Below are 15,865 nucleotides of genomic sequence, written 5' to 3' on the forward strand. Positions count from 1 at the left end.
CCACTATGAGCCTGTTTGTCCGCCGGTGTGCAGGGATAGGCGGGAGATGCGGCGTCCACCCGGATGCGGCGCCGTACGGTTGGGGCGGGGCCGGGACCGGAGGGACCATGGAAGCACCGGCCGTCAGCATGCGCGGGCCGTCAGCATGCGCGCGCCCGCCCGGCCGGCGGAGGTGAACCGGCATGGCAGTGGACTCCTTGGAAGCCGGCCACGAGGGACACGGCGACGAGACGCCCCGGCCGACCGGACTGCTGGACGTGCTGAGCGTGGCCGCGGTGGCCCTGGACACCCGTGGCCGTATCGTCTTCTGGACCCCGCAGGCCGAGGACCTCTTCGGCTACTCCGCGAAGGAGGCACTCGGCAAGTCCGCGGCGCGCCTGCTGGTGCACCCGGAGCATCTGCAGGCCGTGGTGAGTCTGTTCGCCGAGGTGCTGGAGACCGGCCGGGGCTGGGCCGGCGCGTTCCCGGTCCGGCACAAGGACGGCAGCAGCCGGCTGACCGAGTTCCGGACCATGCGGCTGCTGGACGACCTCGGGGACGTCTACGCCCTGGGCATCGCGGCCGACCACACCCTCCTCCAGCGCGTCGAGACCGACCTGGCGCTGTGCGAGCGGCTGATCAACCAGTCCCCCATCGGTCTGGCCCTGCTGGACCCGGATCTGCGCTACCTCCTGGTCAACCCGGCGCTGGAGCGGATCGACGGCACTCCCGCCGAGGACCACATCGGCCGCCATCTGCGGGAGACCCTGCCGTTCCCGGACGTCGACACGGTCGAGTCCGCGCTGCGCCAGGTGCTCACCACCGGAACGCCCCTGCTGGACCAGTACCACGTCGGCCGTGCACCGGCCGACACCGGCCAGGAGCACGCCTGGTCGCTGTCCTTCTACCGGCTGGAGGATCCGGGCGGCCGGGTGCTGGGCGCGGCCGTCTCGGTCGTGGACGTCACCGAGCGGCACCGCGCGGCCGCGGAGGCCGACCGGGCGCGGCGGCGCCTGGCACTGATCGCGGAGGCCTCCGCGCGGGTCGGCACCACGCTGGACGTGGAGCAGACCGCCCATGAACTGGCGGAGATCGCGGCGCCGGCGCTGGCCGACGTGGTCGCCGTGGACGTCCTCGACTCCGCCCTGTCCTGCCGTCGTATGCGCCGACCGGACAACGGCCCGGAGCTGTTCCGTGCCCTCGCCCTGAAGGCGGCCCACCCCACGGTCGCGCTGCACGCCGCCGACCCTCCGGGCAACGTCGCCTGTTACGACGGGGACCGCCTGGTCACCCTGTGCGTCCACACCGGGCGGCCGGTTCTCGTACGTCATGTCGGGCCGCAGGATCTGCCACGCATCGCCCGGGACGCCGAGGGCGGCACCCTGCTCGCCGAGGCCGGGGTCCACTCGTATCTGGCCGTGCCGCTGATCGCCCACGGCGAGGTGCTCGGCGCCCTCGATCTCAAGCGGACCGACAATCCGGCGCCGTTCGACGACGACGATGTCGTCCTGGCCGCCGAACTCGCCGGGCGGGCCGCCGTGGCCATCGACAACGCCCGCTGGTTCCAGAGCGTCCGCAACACCGCCCTCACCCTGCAGCGCAGTCTGCTGCCCGAGCACGCGGCGCACCACACGGGCCTGGAGCTCGCCTCCCGCTACCAGCCCGCGCAGGCCACCAGCGAGGTCGGCGGCGACTGGTACGACGTCATCCCGCTGACCGACGAGAAGACGGCGCTGGTGGTGGGTGACGTCATGGGCAACGGCATCGACGCGGCCGCCACCATGGGCCGGCTGCGCACCGCCACCTGCGCCTACGCCGATCTCGACCTCGAGCCCGGCGCGGTGCTCCAGCACCTGGACAAGATCACCTGCGATCTGGAGCACTACATCGTCACCTGCCTGTACGCGGTGTACGACCCCGGCACCGGGCGGTGCTGCGTCGCCAACGCCGGGCACATGCCGCCTGCGCTCTCGCGGCCGGGCGACGCGCCGAGGCTTCTGGAGCTGCCACCCGCGGCACCGCTCGGCGTCGGCGATGTCCGGTTCGAGACCACGACGATCACCCTGCGCCCCGGTGATGTGCTGGTCCTCTACACCGACGGTCTCGTGGAGACCCGTCAGCACGCCATCGACGACCGGCTGAACGCCCTGCTGGACCTCCTCGACGAGCCGCGCCGGCCGCTGGAGGAGACCTGCGACGTCCTGCTGCACGGCCTGCGCCACCCCGACGACCACGACGACGTGGCCCTGCTCATCGCCCGGGCGCTGTAGGCCACGCCCTTCCAAGGGAGTTGGGGTTCAGCCGGCGCCCTACTGCGCCGTCGGCTCTCCCGGAGTGGCCGTGGCCGGCCGGTCGGCGGACCCGCGCACGAGCAGCAGGAGGGCGTCGACCAGGTCGTCCTCGGGGCTGCCCGTGGCCAGGCGCCGCAGTTGCAGGCCCATCACCAGGGCGACCGTCGTGGCGGCCAGGCGGTCCGCGTCGGGGACGCCCAGCGCGGTGAGGATCCGGGCGGCGAGCAGGTCGTAGGCCCGGAAGGCCTCGGCCGCCGCCGTGCGCAGGCGCTCGTCACGACCGGCCTGGAGGTACAGCTCGAACGGCGCCGGATGGGCGCTGTCCAGCGCCGAGCCGCAGGCCACCTGCCCCGCCAGCGACGCCGCGTCCTCGACGTCCAGGCCCTCCGTCTGGCACTGGTCGGCCAGTTCGGTGAAGTGCCGTGTCTCCTCCCGCACGAAGTACAGCAGGCTTTCCCGCAGCAGCTCGTGCTGGGTCTCGAAGTGGTAGGTGACCGAACCGAGGGACACACCCGCTTCCTTGGCGATCCGCCGGTTCGTGACGGCCGCGACTCCGTCCTCGCCGATGATCTGCAGGACGGCGGTGATGATGCGCTGGCGCATCGGGGCGGAAGGGGCGGCGTGCGACATGGCCTGCATTCTTCCATCACCGGGTTGCCCAGGCGGTGGACAGGGCTGCCCGATCTCCCTATCGTTCGTTCGAACGAACAGGATCGAAGGGTGGTAGTCGTGCACATTGCCGGGTCAACCGTTCTGCTCACCGGTGTCACCGGCGGCATCGGCGGCGCCCTCGCCGCCGATCTGTCCGCCCGTGGCGCCCGTCTCGTGCTCACCGGTCGCCGGCTGGAGGCGCTCGAACCCCTCGCCGCTCGTTACGGCGCCCGCACGATCGCGGCCGATCTGGCCGAGCCCGACGATGTGCGGCGGCTGGCCGAGGAGGCCGCCGGCACTGACATCCTGATCGCGAACGCGGCCCTGCCCTCCAGCGGCGACGTCCTCGACTACACGCCGGAGCAGATCGACCGGGCCCTGGCCGTGAACCTCCGGGCCCCGGCGATCCTCGCCCGGCTGCTCGCCCCCGGCATGGTGGCCGCCGGGCGCGGCCACATCTGCTTCGTCGGGTCGCTGTCCGGCATGGCCGCCACCAGGTCCTCGTCCCTGTACAACGCGACGAAGTTCGGGCTGCGCGGCTTCTCGCTGGCCTTCCGCCAGGATCTGCACGGCACGGGCGTCGGCGTCTCGATCGTCCAGCCGGGTTTCGTACGCGACCTGGGCATGTTCGCCAAGACCGGCTCGGCGACACCCGGCGGTGTGCGTACCGTCTCGCCCGCGCAGGTCTGCAAGGGCGTGGCGCGGGCGATCGAACGCGATCTCGCCGAGGTCAACGTGGCGCCGCCGGAGCTGCGGTTCCTCACCAAGGTCGCGTCGCAGTTCCCGGGGTTCGCGGAGCGGGTGCAGCGGCTGGCCGGGGCCGAGCCGACAGTCAACGCGATCGTGGCCGCCCAGCGTTCGAGCCGCTGAGGCGCCAGGGCGGGGGCGCGCCGGGGCGTGTCAGGCCCGTGTCAGCGGGATACGGCACCGTATTCCTTGTGAACGGCGGCGCGGGACTGCGAAGCCGGGAACGAGGAGAGGTGCCCGGAGTGGTTGATCGGGGACCGGCGAGCTCGACTCGAGGTCGGGCCCCTCAGGGGGCCCACGCAGGTTCGAATCCTGCCCTCTCCGCCCTTCGTTCCGTGGTCACTCCACTGGGAAAAGCCCTACTTGTCATGCACTCGTAGCCGTGGCAAGATCCAACGAGTTCGAAAGCGCATCCGACCACTCGTCATGAAGGACTGAGTCCATGGTTCCGGCGTCCCCCAGCGGCCGCCGCCGGTACTGAGCCGCCTGCCCGATGGCAGCCCCGCCCAGTGCCTTTCGCGTCTCCTCACGGCGGCCCGACGACGCGGTGTCCAGCACACCGCCCGCCTCCTCGCAGAGGCCATGTCCTTGTGCCGGCCCACACCATGAGGTCTTCATCGTGCGCACCGATGTCCAGAGCTTTACCGTCGCCCACCTCCTGCGCCGCCCGGCGGCGCGTGAAGTCGGCGGTTTCGTCGTGGGGTTCGACCCCTCGACGACCAGCCCGTACGTCAACTACGCCACTCCCTTCCCCGGCGCCGAGCCCACCGACCGGGACGTCGCCGACCTGATCGCCGCGTTCCGTGAGCGCGGGCTCAAGCCCCGGCTGGAGTTCGCCCCGGACTCCGCCCCCGCCGTGGAACCCGCGCTGCTCCGGGCCGGTTTCGGCACGGAGGCGGTCCACGAATACCTGGTCTGCACCCCCGCCATGCTGGCCATGCCCCGCTCCGGCCCTGGCTCGGGGGGCCCGGTCGAGGTGGCGGCACCGGTCACGGACGCGGACTACACCGCGATCGATGTCGCACTGTCCGAAGCCTTCGGCGGCGAGTGGCCCCCGTCCCCGGAGGGTGCGGCACGGTTGCGGCGCACCGCGGAGGGCGGCGGAGCCGTCCGGTTCGTCCGCGCTCCCGGCGGAGGCTGCGCCGGCGGCGCGCTCTGCTCGGCGCCCGCCGAGGGCACGGCGGAGCTGGCGGGTGTGGGCACGCTTCCCGAGTACCGGGGGCGGGGCATCGCCGCCGCGGTCACCGCGACCCTGGCCGGGACCATGTTCGGGCGGGGAGCGCGATCCGTGTGGCTGGAGTACTCGGGAGAGGGCTCCCGCCGTGTGTACGAGAGGGTCGGCTTCCGGCCCGGCGGCACACGCCTGTACGTCTCCCTGGACGCGTGACCTCCGTGGGCCGGCGAGCCCGTGTCCTCGCCGGCCCGCGGAGTCAGCCTTCATTGGGCAGGCGGTTGTCCTTGACGAAACGGCGGATCTCCTCCGTGAGCGCCACCGGATTGTCCAGCTGGACCAGGGTGCGTGCGTCGGGGATCTCCACATAGCGGGCGTCCGGCAGCAGTTCGGCCAGGCGGCGGCCCGTCGCGGGCGGCATCATGCGGTCCTCGGCGCCCCAGGCGACCAGTGCCGGACGGGTGAACTTCGGGAGGTTACGGGCCGCTTCCAGGTAGCAGTCCTTCCGGGTCGTACGCAGGAACTTGGCGAAGTCACGGCGGATATGACGATCCGTCAGCAAAGGGCCGTACCAGCGGGCGATGAGTTCCTTCGGGAGCCGCTTCCTGGCCATGCCGCCGAGCGAGGTCTGCATGCGGGCGAGGAAGGGGAAGCGGAAGGACTGCAGGAGGAGGAAGATTCCACCGGGGATCCTGCAGGCCGCGTTCAGGATGCGGCCCTGGATGCCGGGCGGGTAGTTGTCCAGCGCCTCGCAGGAGGTCAGGACGAGCCGGGCGAGCCGTTCGTCCCGTACGCCGGCGAGGAGTTGGGCCGTGCCGGTGTCGTTCTGGACGAGGGTGACGTCCGGCAGGTCCAGGCGGTCCATGAACTCCGCCAGCAGCCGGGCGATGCCGTGCGCGGAGAGATCCGCGTCCGGCCGCATGGGGCGCCGGTGGCTGCCCAGGGGCAGCACGGGGACCACGACACGGAAGTCGGGGCGCAGGGCGGAGACGACATCGGCCCAGACCGAGTCGTCGAAGCCGAGGCCGTGGGCGAGGACCACGACGGGCCCGTCACCTCCGGTGTCCTGGTAGTCGATGGTTCCCGCGCTCAGCTCGATCTCCGGCATGCCCGTGCCTCCGCTTTCGGACGGCCGCCCCGACTTAGATAGATCGTTCTAGTGACAGAATAGGCGCCGACCGCCCTTTGGCAACAGCGGCTTCCCGGAGGTGCCACCGTGAGCGACGGCAAGGCCATCAGCACGCATGAGACCCGGCAGCGCATCGTGCACGCGGGCACCGAGCTGTTCCGGCGTTCGGGCTACACCGGCACCGGGATGAAGCAGATCGCCGAGGCCGCCGAGGCGCCCTTCGGCTCGATCTACCACTTCTTCCCCGGCGGGAAGGCCCAGTTGGGCGAGGAGGTGATCCGTACCTCGGGGGCCGCGTATCTGGGCCTGATCACCACGCTCATGGCGCCGTACGAGGACCGGGTGGCGGCCACCGCCGACGCCTTCGCCGCCGCGGCCGACACCCTCGCCGAGCTGGACTTCGCCGACCCCTGTCCCATCGCGACGGTCGCCATGGAGGTCGCCGGCACCAACGACACGCTGCGGCGGGCCACTTCGGAGGTCTTCGACAGCTGGATCGACCACCTCGCCGCCTACTACGCCCAAGGCGGCATGCGCGAGCCCGCCGCCCGGGAGACGGCGAGCTCGGTCATCGCCCTGCTGGAGGGCGCCTTCATGCTGGGGCGGGCCGCGCGCAGCGCCGAACCGGTGCGGGCCGCGGGCACGGCGGCCGCGGCGATCGTACGAATGGCCCTGGCCGCGGAGTGAGCCGACGCGGCCGTCAGGTGCGCCGGTGCGCCCGGTAGAGGTCGCGGAGCAGGGCGATCTCGGCTCCGTGGTGCAGCACTTCCTGGTTGACCCACCACACGATGTCGAGGAAGGGCTCCTCCGCGTCGCTGCCGTACGGATAGGTGCAGTACCCGACCGTGTCCAGCGCCGCGTCGTCGACGCTCAGCAGTGCCTGACGCCAGGCGGCGGCGCCGGTCTCGAAGGCCGCGACCGCGCCGGCGGCGTCCCCGCTGACCGGGTGGTTCTCCCGGGTCGCCGAGCGGCTGCCGACGGTGTGGTCGGCGCGCAGGGACAGCGTCTCGGTGAGGTGGCTCAGCCGCCAGGCCAGGGTCGTGACGGGCGGTGGCCAGGGGTGCGGGTACGGCGCGGCGTCCCGCCCCCACGGGCCGCCGCCGGCCAGGAAGGCCGCCCGTGGTCCCGGCCCGTCTGCGCGTCGTCTGACCGACCAGCAGCCCGGCACCGGTTCCCAGAAGTACTCGTCGTCGGTCATGGGCTCGACCCTGGTCTCCCCGCCATCGCCGCTGTCCATGACCGGCCCGGCCAGCCGGCGCAGCAGCCGCTCCCCCGCGAAGTCGAACTGGTCCAGCAGCGGAACCAGTCGGGGCGGTGTGGTCGTCATCGGACACTCCTCTCCGGAGGGGCCGACTCCTGTTCGAGCCGGTACGGCACCCCGTGCGGGGCGGGCTTCCGCCGACCGGCCGGCCTGACGCAGCCGCCCCGCAGCCGCCCCGCGGCCGCGCCCCTTCGGCGGCTGGCCGCGGGCCGCGTACCGGTCGGTTGCCGCTACCAGCGCCTCCGCCACGCCGGGCGCACCGGCATTGTGGCCGGTGTCGTCCACGATCACCAACTCGCTGTCGGGCCAGGCCTGTTGGAGGCGCCACACGATGCCGAGGAGATTGCCGAAGTCGAGGCTTCCCTGGACGAGGGTCCCGAGGACGCCCTTGAGCAGGTGGGCGTCGCGCTGCACCACTCCTTCGTCGTCGCCCTCGCCCGTCGTCGCCCTCGCCGAGGAAGTGGTCGTTGCCCCAGTAGTGCGTGACGGTGTGGGCGAAGCCCATGCGGAAGACCGGGTCCTCGTAACGGGCGACGGAACGCGGTGGCGCCGGGATCGTGGCGGTCTCCCAGTCGGTCCAGGCCCGCGCGGCCCGTTCCCGCACCTCGGGGTCGGGTGATTCGAGCAGCCGGCTGTAGGCGGCGGCGAGGTTGCCGTCGCGCTCACCGGCGGCCACCTGGGACCGGAACGCGGCGGGCTTGCCGTAGGGGTTGCCGCAGGTCTCCCAGTCGACGTGGTTGCCGTCGCCCACGTCGAGCATGCCGTGCGCGTACGGTTCGGTCTCCGGATAGAGGGCCATCCGGGCACCCCAGCGCCCTCCCGGGCGCCCGTAACGGCTGATCCACGACATGCGTGGCGTCCGGATCACCCCGCCCTTCGGGCCCGAGCCGTCGTACTGCGTCTGTCGTAGGACGCGGTACTGCGCTCTCCGCGGTGTCCTTCACCGCTCCGCCGCCGTTGGTCATGGGTGGCATCTGTCGCGGAAGCGCCCCGGAATTGTCCGTGATCGGTAACAGCCGGATCCCGCGATCAACCCCGGCCGTCCTGACAGATGCACGGAACACGGGTGCACAAGAGCACAGGGACACGGCACGGAACGGGGCGGGGCATGGCGCGGCACAATGGGCGGGGTTGGTACGGCCGGATGCTTGCGGCGGCGGTCGGGGTCACCGCGGTGGCGGCCGCCACGTCGGTGTGGAGCGCGCAGGCGGGCCAGCCGGACGGCGGTTCGGCCGGTGCGGCTGCCCCGGCCCGGCACGCCGCGCCACGGACGGTGACCGTGTCCGCCGAGATCGCCCATGCCTCGGAGGCGGGCGAGCACGCGGTCAACATCACCATCGACGACGGCCCGGACCCGGTCTGGACCCCGCAGGTGCTCCAAGTGCTGCGCGAGAACGGCGTGAAGGCGACGTTCTGCATGATCGGCCCGCAGGCCCAGGCGCACCCGGAGCTGGTCCGGCAGGTGGTGGCGGCCGGGCACCGGCTGTGCGACCACACGGTGTCGCACGACACGACGATGGACAAGAAGTCCGAGGCCTACCAGTCGCAGCAGATCCTGGAGGCCCAGCAGCAGATCACCCAGGCGTCCGGCGGGGTACGGCCGGTGTACTACCGGGCTCCGGGCGGCGCCTTCACCCCGTACAGCCGGCATCTGGCGGCCGCGCACGGCATGCGTCCGCTCGGCTGGAACGTGGACTCCAAGGACTTCGAGCGGCCGGGCACGGGCGCCATCGTCGCCACCGTCCAGCGGGAGCTGACGAACGGGCCGACGATCCTCTTCCACGACGCGGGCGGCGACCGCTCGCAGACGGTGGCCGCGCTGCGCACCCTGCTGCCGTGGCTCAAGCAGCAGGGCTACTCCTTCGGTTTCCCGGTGCGCTGAACGGACTCTCCGGGAAGGCGATCAGGCCGCGAGCGACACCGGGGTCGGTGAAGGTGACCGGCCGCCCGATGTCGTGGCCGTACGGCCGTGTCCGGCCAACCGCCGGTGAACCCCGGGGGAAATCTTGGTCATCGAAGTACTGGGACGACTGTTCGGATCCGGAGGGGTGCCTACCATGAGGCCGCTGCGTACTACGTCGTCCCGGAAAGGCTCGCCATGCCGTTGCCTCGCCTCGGCACGCGGTCCGCTCGTCCCCGGACGGCGCCCGCCGTGTTCGTCGCCCTCGCCGCGGCCCTCGCGGGCACGCTGGTGGCGCACTCGCTCGGCGGCCGGCCCCACGGCGGGACCGCCGGCGCCCCGTCGGGGCACGTCGTCATCGACGTGTCGGAGAGCCACTGCGGCCGCGGCTGGACCCGGCCCGAGCCCGGGGTGCGCACCTTCGACCTGCACAACTCCTCCGACGGCGCCGCCGAGGTCTACCTGGAGGACCCGGCCAGCCGGCTGGTGTACGGCGAGGTGGAGGGCATCGGGCCCGGTACGACACGGCAGTTGACGGTCCGGCTCGGCCGGGGGACGTACGCCTTCAAGTGCGTGCCCGACGACGCCGACGCCGTCACCGGCCCCACCGTGCACATCACCGGCGGACAGCGCGGCCCGGGCGCCGCGCCGGTCTCGGAGCACGACCTGATCCCGCCCGCCCTCTCCTACCAGGAGTGGGTCGGCACCGGGCTGGGGGAGGTCGTCCGGCTGACGACGAAGCTCAAGGACGCGATCGACCGGGGCGACCTCGCCGCCGCCCGGTCGGCCTGGCTGCCGGCGCATCTGGAGTACGAGCGGCTGGGCGCGGCGTACGACGCCTTCGGGGACGCCGACGCGGCGGTCAACGGCACCGACGCCGGCCTGCCGGGCGGGGTGCACGACAAGGGCTTCGCCGGGTTCCACCGTGTCGAGTACGGGCTGTGGCACGGTGAGCCGGCCGACGGGCTGCGCGCCCCGGCGGCGGCGCTGGTGAAGGCGGTGACCGGGCTGCGGGACAACTGGTCGCAGACCCGTATGGACCCCGCCCAGCTGGGGCTGCGCGTGCACGAGATCCTGGAGAACACCGTGCAGTTCGAGCTGACCGGCCGCACCGACTACGGCAGCGGCAGCAACCTCGCCACGGCCCGCGCCAACCTCGACGGCACCCGCGAGGTGCTGTCCCGGCTGAGGCCCCTGCTGGCCACCCGGTACGCCGCACTTCCGGAACTCCAGAAGGAGTTGGACCGTGCCCAGCACACCCTCGACGGGTTCCGTCACGGCGGATCCTGGACCCCGCTGGACCGTCTCACCCGCACCCAGCGCGAGGATGTGAACGCGGTGCTCGGCGACCTGGTCGAGCGCCTGGCGTCGGTGGCCACCCTGTGCGACCCGCGGAGGACCGTGTGAGCGACCCTGCAGTCACCGCCGAACGACCCGACGGCCTGGGCCGGCGCGGCTTCCTGCGCGGTGCCGCGCTGGCCGGTGCCGGGCTCGCCACCGGTGCCGCCGCCCCGGCGGCGGCACCGGCAGCCGCGACGGCGTCCGTCGCCCCCTTCCACGGCGTCCACCAGGCCTCGGCCATCGCGACGCCGCGCCGCTGTTGCGTGTTCGCCTCCCTCGACGTGACCGCCGAGAACCGGGCCGAACTCACCGACCTGCTGCGCACGCTCACCGACCGGGCCCGCTTCCTCACCTCGGGCGGTACGCCGTCCCCGGTGGGCATCACCGCCCCGCCCGCCGACTCGGGCGTCCTCGGCGACCGGCTGCCTGCCGGTCGACTGGCCGTCACCGTCGGCGTCGGCGCCTCGCTCTTCGACGACCGGTTCGGGCTCGCCGCCCTCCGGCCCCGGCGGCTGACCGCCATGCCCGCCTTCCCCGACGACGACCTCCAGCCCGACTGGTGCCACGGCGACCTCAGCCTCCAACTGCACGCCGACGAACCGGACACCGCCCTGCACGCGCTGCGCGACATCGCCCGGCACACCCGGGGCGCCGCGCAGGTCCGCTGGCGCCTGGACGGCTTCTCCAGCCCGCCCCGGCCCTCCGGCACCCCGCGCAACCTGATGGGGTTCAAGGACGGCACCGCGAACCCGGACGCCACCAGTACCCGCGAGATGGACCGCCTGGTGTGGGTGGGCAAGGGCATGGGCGAGCCGGACTGGGCGGTCGGCGGCAGCTACCAGGTCGTACGGCTGATCCGGATGCTGGTGGAGTTCTGGGACCGGGTCTCGCTCAGCGAGCAGGAGCGGATGTTCGGCCGCGCACGCTCCTCCGGCGCGCCCCTGGACGGCGACCACGAGCACGACGCGCCGAAGTACGCCGACGACCCCAAGGGTGACGTCATCCCGCTGGACGCGCACATACGGCTCGCCAACCCGCGCACCCCGGCCACCGCCGACCAGCGCCTGCTGCGCCGCGCGTACAACTACGACCGGGGCATGGACGCCAACGGCAACCTCGACATGGGCCTGCTGTTCTCCTGCTACCAGCAGGACCTGAAGCGGCAGTTCGAGACGGTGCAGCACCGGCTGGCAGGCGAACCGCTCACCGACTACATCAGCCCGTTCGGCGGCGGCTACTTCTTCGCGCTGCCCGGCGTACGGGACGCCCAGGACTGGTACGGACGCGCCCTGTTCGGCTGAACCTGTCCGGACAACTCGGCCCGCCGGATGGGTCAATACACAGTCAAGTTTTGCCCTAGCATCCCTGACTCGGTGTTCACCCGCGCGCCATCATGACTCCGCCGACGCGCCCCGCAACGGGCGCAGCATCCCTGCTCGTACGACGCACAGACGTTCTGTCCGGAGGGGTTAACCACCATGGCCAGCAGAGGAAGACGAGCCGCGATGCGGAGCCTGGGCGCACTCGCGGGAGCCGCGGCGCTCACCGTGCTCGGCAGCAACGCGCCCGGCTGGGCGGCGGCGCCCGCCGCGGCGCCGGGCGGGCACTCCTCGACCGCGACGCCGATCAAGCACGTCGTCGTGCTCTTCGACGAGAACATCTCCTTCGACCACTACTTCGCCACGTACCCGAAGGCCGCCAACACCGACGGCACGAAGTTCACCGCGTCGAAGAACACCCCGAAGGACATCGACACCCTCGCGCACGCCGGGCTGCTGACGAAGAACCCGAACCAGTACGCGCCGAAGCGACTGTCCCCGTCCCAGGCGATGACCTGCGACCAGAACCACAACTACGGCGCCGAGCAGTACGCCGCGAACGGCGGCAAGGCCGACCAGTACGTGCAGAACACCGAGGTCGACAAGTGCAGCGGCGGCCTGTTCGGCGAGCCCGGCCTGGTCATGGACTACTACGACGGCAACACCGTCACCGCGCTGTGGAACTACGCCCAGCACTACTCCCTGTCCGACCGCAACTTCAGCTCCGTCTACGGCCCCTCCACGCCGGGCGCGCTGAACCTGATCTCCGGTCAGACGCACGGCGTGATCTCCATGGACCCGTCCAGCGGTACGGAGAACCCGAAGCAGACGTCGACGCCCGACGCCTACACGGTGAAGTCCCCCGACGCCAAGGGCGTGGGCACGGTCATCAACGACCCCGACCCGGCCTACGACGACTGCTCCGACAAGGACCACACCAGCACCAACGCGCTGGCCTCGCTGCAGGGCAAGAACGTCGGTGACCTGCTCAACGCCAAGAAGGTGAGCTGGGGCTGGTTCCAGGGCGGCTTCCGTCCGTCGACCGCGTGGAACGGCACGTCCGGCTCCTACGCCAAGTGCGACACCACCCACACCAACCTGGGCGGCGCCGCCGTGGCGGACTACAGCCCGCACCACAACCCGTTCTCGTACTACAAGTCGACGGCGAACCCGCACCACCTCGCGCCGAAGAGCGTCTCCGAGATCGGCCACAACGGTCAGGCCAACCACAACTACGACCTGACCGACTTCTCCGCCGCGCTGAAGGCGGGCAAGCTGCCGGCCGTCAGCTTCGTCAAGGCCGGTGAGTACCAGGACGGCCACGCCGGCTACTCCGACCCGACCGACGAGCAGCACTTCCTGGTGAACCAGATCAACGCGATCCAGAGCTCGCCGCAGTGGAAGTCCACCGCGATCGTGGTCGCCTACGACGACTCCGACGGCTGGTACGACCACGCCTACGTCGCCCCGCGCAACGGCTCCACGGACACCTCGCTCGGCTCCAACGGCAAGGCCACGGACAGCCCGGCCTGCCAGGAGGGCCCGAAGGCGTCCGGCGGTTACGCCGACCGCTGCGGCCCCGGCACCCGCCAGCCGCTGCTCGTCATCTCCCCGTACAGCAAGGTCAACAAGGTCGACCACACCCTGACGAACCAGGCGTCCATCACCCGGTTCATCGAGGACAACTGGCGCACCGGCCGCGTCGGCGACCACTCCTTCGACGCCACGGCCGGCTCCCTCGCGGGCATGTTCGACTTCCGGCACCCGAACAACAAGCAGGTGCTGCTGAACTCCGACGGCTCGGTCCAGCACGTCGGCCCGATCGAGCACGTCGCTCCGGTGTCCACCAGCATCACCCCGGGCCCGGCGATGCAGAACACGGCCGCGACGACGGACGCCTCCGGCTTCCCGACCCTCCCGGTCGGTCTCGGCGTGGGCGCCCTGCTGGCCGCGGGTGCGACCGGCACGTACCTGACGCTGCGCCGCAAGCAGCAGGCCTGATCCCGCGGTCCCGCTCACAGCGACGCGCCCCCGGTCGGTGACCGGGGGCGCGTTCGCGTCCGATGGCGCCGTGCGGCGCGTCACCTGCCGAAATGGGTGGCCGGCTCGGCGGCCGTGATGTTGAGATGGCACGGTGCTACGAGAGTTTTCGATCGTCGTGGACCGGAGCAACCACCAGTACGCGCCGACTCCCTGGAAGCAGGAAGCGTGGCGGGCCTCGGCCCTCGACTGGGTGGCGGAGCAGCTCGCCGCGCACGGCCTGCGGGCAAGCGGTGAGTTGCGGGTGCGGCTGCGGCCGTGGTCCGTGCTGGTGCGGGTGCCCGTCCAGGAGCGGGACGCCGTCTGGTTCAAGGCCAATCCGCCTGCCAGCGCCTTCGAGGGACCGTTGACCGCCGCACTGGCCCACTGGGTGCCGGAGCATGTGCTGCGGCCGCTGGCCGTCGACGCCGGGCGTGCCTGGGTGCTGCTGCCCGACGGAGGAGAGCTGTTCCGCGATGTGCTCGCCCGGGAGCCGGTCGAGCCGCGGACCTGGGAGGAACTGCTGCGCCAGTACGCGTGCCTGCAGCGGACCCTCACTCCGCACGCGCGGGAGATCGAACAGCTCGGGGTGCCCGCCACACGGACCCCCGACCTGCCCGAGACCTTCGACGAACTGCTCACGCGGAGCACCGCGTTGCCCCGGGAGGCACGCGAGCGGCTGGAGCGGCTGCGACCCCGGCTCACCGACTGGTGCGCCGAACTCGCCTCCCTCGGCGTCGAGGACACCCTCGACCACGCGGACCTGCACGACGGCCAGCTGTTCCGTCCGGCGCCGGGCCGGTTCACCTTCTTCGACTGGGGCGACGCGGTCGTCTCGCATCCGTTCTGCAGCCTGCGGGTCCCCGCCGAGAAGGCTTGCGCACGGTACGGGCCGCAGGTCCTGGCGCGGCTCCTCGACGCCTACCTGGAGCCCTGGACGGGCGCCGGCCGCACGTCCGCGGACCTGCGCCGTGCCGCCCGTCTCGCCTGGCGCCTGAGCATCCTGGGCCGCGCCGCGTCCTGGGGCCGCACGTTCCCCGACCCGTCGGGCACCAGCCCCGGCGCCGAGCAGAGCTCCAAGTCGCTGCTGGGGATCTTCGACGACCCACCGTTCTCATAGCGCGTCGGTGGGCCCGGGCGTGAGAGCGCAAGAACTCCCGTTCCGGGACCTGCGTACCGAACCGGTTCGCATCGTCGACGAGCGCGCGGTCAGCGGACCCACGGACCGGGCAGCTCTGCGCGAATCGTTTCGAGATCGGCAGCCGTACGCCCACGCGCGTGGATCCAGGACCGGTCCTCGATGCCGTCCCGGCGCACCAGCCGCCCGGGCGCCGCGTACCAGCGCACCGGCGAGTCGTCCGCGCTCGCCCACATGGGATGGCCGGGCAGGTCCACCCGCGCATAGCGGGCGCGGAGGTTCGGCAGCAGCGCGTCCGGGAGCTCGCAGGCGTCGTACAGGCTGTCCGCCTCCGCCCCGAAGAGCGACTCGCTCAGCACGAGTTCCACCCAGGCCAGGGACATCCGATCGAGGAACGGTATCCATCCCTCCCGCGATTCCACCACCACCGGCGGATCCGGCTGCTCGATCTGGTCCAGGGGAATCCCCCAGTACGCGCAGTCCTGGTTCTCCCGCCGGAAGACCAGAACACCGTTCAGGGCATCATCGACGTAGAGCCCCGACGGCGGCACCAGGGGATCCTGCCGCCGGGTCAGGTCGTCCCGCCGGCCGAAGAGCGCGAAACCCTCACGCAAGGCAGCCGGGAGCTCGAAGCCCAGATCAGCCTCCGCAGCCGCCAACTCGTCCTCGGCACAACCGTCTTCCCCTCGCAGCCGGCACCCCATCCACGCTTCGGCGAACCAGCGCACGAAGTCCCAGGCCCGGGAGCGGGTTCGCAGCCCGTCTCGCAGCATCACCGACACTTCACTTCCTCCCCGGGCTGAGGCCCGGGGATTTCCCTATGAGGGGTTCGGCCGGTCGCCCGGCCTACGGGTTCCTGCTTCACGGACCGGCTGGTGCCGAGGTCTCCACAGGCCGAGACCGCATGTCCTGCGGCCTT

13 protein-coding genes and 2 pseudogenes are annotated in these 15,865 nt (G+C 72.0%); 10 read left to right on the top strand and 5 right to left on the bottom strand.

What is annotated here, in order from left to right:
* Positions 1–182: 182 nt before the first annotated feature.
* Positions 183–2,249, top strand: a complete 2,067-nt coding sequence (locus ACFYOH_RS40700) for a SpoIIE family protein phosphatase (RefSeq protein ID WP_388636369.1) — start codon at positions 183–185, stop codon at positions 2,247–2,249.
* Between the two features lie 39 nt (positions 2,250–2,288).
* Here the strand turns inward: ACFYOH_RS40700 and ACFYOH_RS40705 are convergent, their stop codons facing one another.
* Positions 2,289–2,900, bottom strand: a complete 612-nt coding sequence (locus tag ACFYOH_RS40705) for a TetR/AcrR family transcriptional regulator (RefSeq protein ID WP_388636371.1) — start codon at positions 2,898–2,900, stop codon at positions 2,289–2,291.
* 99 nt (positions 2,901–2,999) lie between these two features.
* Between ACFYOH_RS40705 and ACFYOH_RS40710 the strand changes: the two genes are divergently transcribed.
* From ACFYOH_RS40710 to ACFYOH_RS40720, 3 genes and pseudogenes are all read left to right on the top strand, one after another.
* Positions 3,000–3,791 carry an SDR family NAD(P)-dependent oxidoreductase gene (locus ACFYOH_RS40710; RefSeq protein ID WP_388636373.1) on the top strand — a complete coding sequence of 264 codons (792 nt, stop codon included), beginning with the start codon at positions 3,000–3,002 and terminating at the stop codon, positions 3,789–3,791.
* A 104-nt stretch (positions 3,792–3,895) separates the two neighbouring features.
* Positions 3,896–3,992 (top strand): annotated as a pseudogene (locus ACFYOH_RS40715).
* Between the two features lie 295 nt (positions 3,993–4,287).
* Complete coding sequence (locus ACFYOH_RS40720) at positions 4,288–5,055, top strand: GNAT family N-acetyltransferase (RefSeq protein ID WP_388636375.1); 768 nt, start codon at positions 4,288–4,290, stop codon at positions 5,053–5,055.
* 43 nt (positions 5,056–5,098) lie between these two features.
* On the opposite strand, the gene ACFYOH_RS40725 is transcribed toward ACFYOH_RS40720, so the two are convergent.
* On the bottom strand, positions 5,099–5,947 hold the full coding sequence (locus tag ACFYOH_RS40725) for an alpha/beta fold hydrolase (protein WP_388636377.1): 849 nt from the start codon (positions 5,945–5,947) through the stop codon (positions 5,099–5,101).
* A gap of 108 nt (positions 5,948–6,055) precedes the next feature.
* On the opposite strand from ACFYOH_RS40725, the gene ACFYOH_RS40730 reads away from it, so the two are divergent.
* The gene (locus ACFYOH_RS40730) at positions 6,056–6,655 is read left to right on the top strand and encodes a TetR/AcrR family transcriptional regulator (RefSeq protein ID WP_388636379.1); all 600 of its coding nucleotides are present in this window, start codon (positions 6,056–6,058) and stop codon (positions 6,653–6,655) included.
* 13 nt (positions 6,656–6,668) lie between these two features.
* Here the strand turns inward: ACFYOH_RS40730 and ACFYOH_RS40735 are convergent, their stop codons facing one another.
* Together ACFYOH_RS40735 and ACFYOH_RS40740 are read right to left on the bottom strand one after the other, a co-directional pair.
* Positions 6,669–7,295 (bottom strand): DinB family protein, encoded by a 627-nt coding sequence (locus ACFYOH_RS40735; RefSeq protein ID WP_388636395.1) that lies wholly within the window; start codon positions 7,293–7,295, stop codon positions 6,669–6,671.
* A gap of 135 nt (positions 7,296–7,430) precedes the next feature.
* A pseudogene (locus ACFYOH_RS40740) lies at positions 7,431–8,028 on the bottom strand (prolyl aminopeptidase); the annotation flags it as partial.
* Between the two features lie 309 nt (positions 8,029–8,337).
* Here ACFYOH_RS40740 and ACFYOH_RS40745 point away from each other — a divergent pair.
* The 5 genes from ACFYOH_RS40745 (at position 8,338) to ACFYOH_RS40765 (ending at position 14,928) form a co-directional block, all read left to right on the top strand.
* Positions 8,338–9,111 carry a polysaccharide deacetylase family protein gene (locus ACFYOH_RS40745; protein WP_388636381.1) on the top strand — a complete coding sequence of 258 codons (774 nt, stop codon included), beginning with the start codon at positions 8,338–8,340 and terminating at the stop codon, positions 9,109–9,111.
* Between the two features lie 216 nt (positions 9,112–9,327).
* Positions 9,328–10,536 carry an EfeM/EfeO family lipoprotein gene (locus ACFYOH_RS40750; protein ID WP_388636383.1) on the top strand — a complete coding sequence of 403 codons (1,209 nt, stop codon included), beginning with the start codon at positions 9,328–9,330 and terminating at the stop codon, positions 10,534–10,536.
* The gene (efeB, locus tag ACFYOH_RS40755) at positions 10,533–11,771 is read left to right on the top strand and encodes an iron uptake transporter deferrochelatase/peroxidase subunit (RefSeq protein WP_388636385.1); all 1,239 of its coding nucleotides are present in this window, start codon (positions 10,533–10,535) and stop codon (positions 11,769–11,771) included. Before ACFYOH_RS40750 ends, efeB begins: the two co-directional genes overlap by 4 nt.
* A 204-nt stretch (positions 11,772–11,975) precedes the next feature.
* A complete protein-coding gene (locus tag ACFYOH_RS40760; protein ID WP_388636387.1) occupies positions 11,976–13,790 on the top strand; it encodes a phospholipase C in 1,815 nt (604 codons plus the stop codon).
* Positions 13,791–13,947: 157 nt separating this feature from the next.
* The gene (locus ACFYOH_RS40765; RefSeq protein ID WP_388636389.1) at positions 13,948–14,928 is read left to right on the top strand and encodes a phosphotransferase; all 981 of its coding nucleotides are present in this window, start codon (positions 13,948–13,950) and stop codon (positions 14,926–14,928) included.
* An 89-nt stretch (positions 14,929–15,017) separates the two neighbouring features.
* Here the strand turns inward: ACFYOH_RS40765 and ACFYOH_RS40770 are convergent, their stop codons facing one another.
* Positions 15,018–15,719: an SMI1/KNR4 family protein gene (locus tag ACFYOH_RS40770; protein ID WP_388636397.1), complete on the bottom strand. Its 702-nt coding sequence runs from the start codon at positions 15,717–15,719 to the stop codon at positions 15,018–15,020.
* Positions 15,720–15,865: the final 146 nt, after the last annotated feature.

It is taken from the genome of Streptomyces sp. NPDC007856 (assembly GCF_042868225.1).
Classification (GTDB): domain Bacteria; phylum Actinomycetota; class Actinomycetes; order Streptomycetales; family Streptomycetaceae; genus Streptomyces.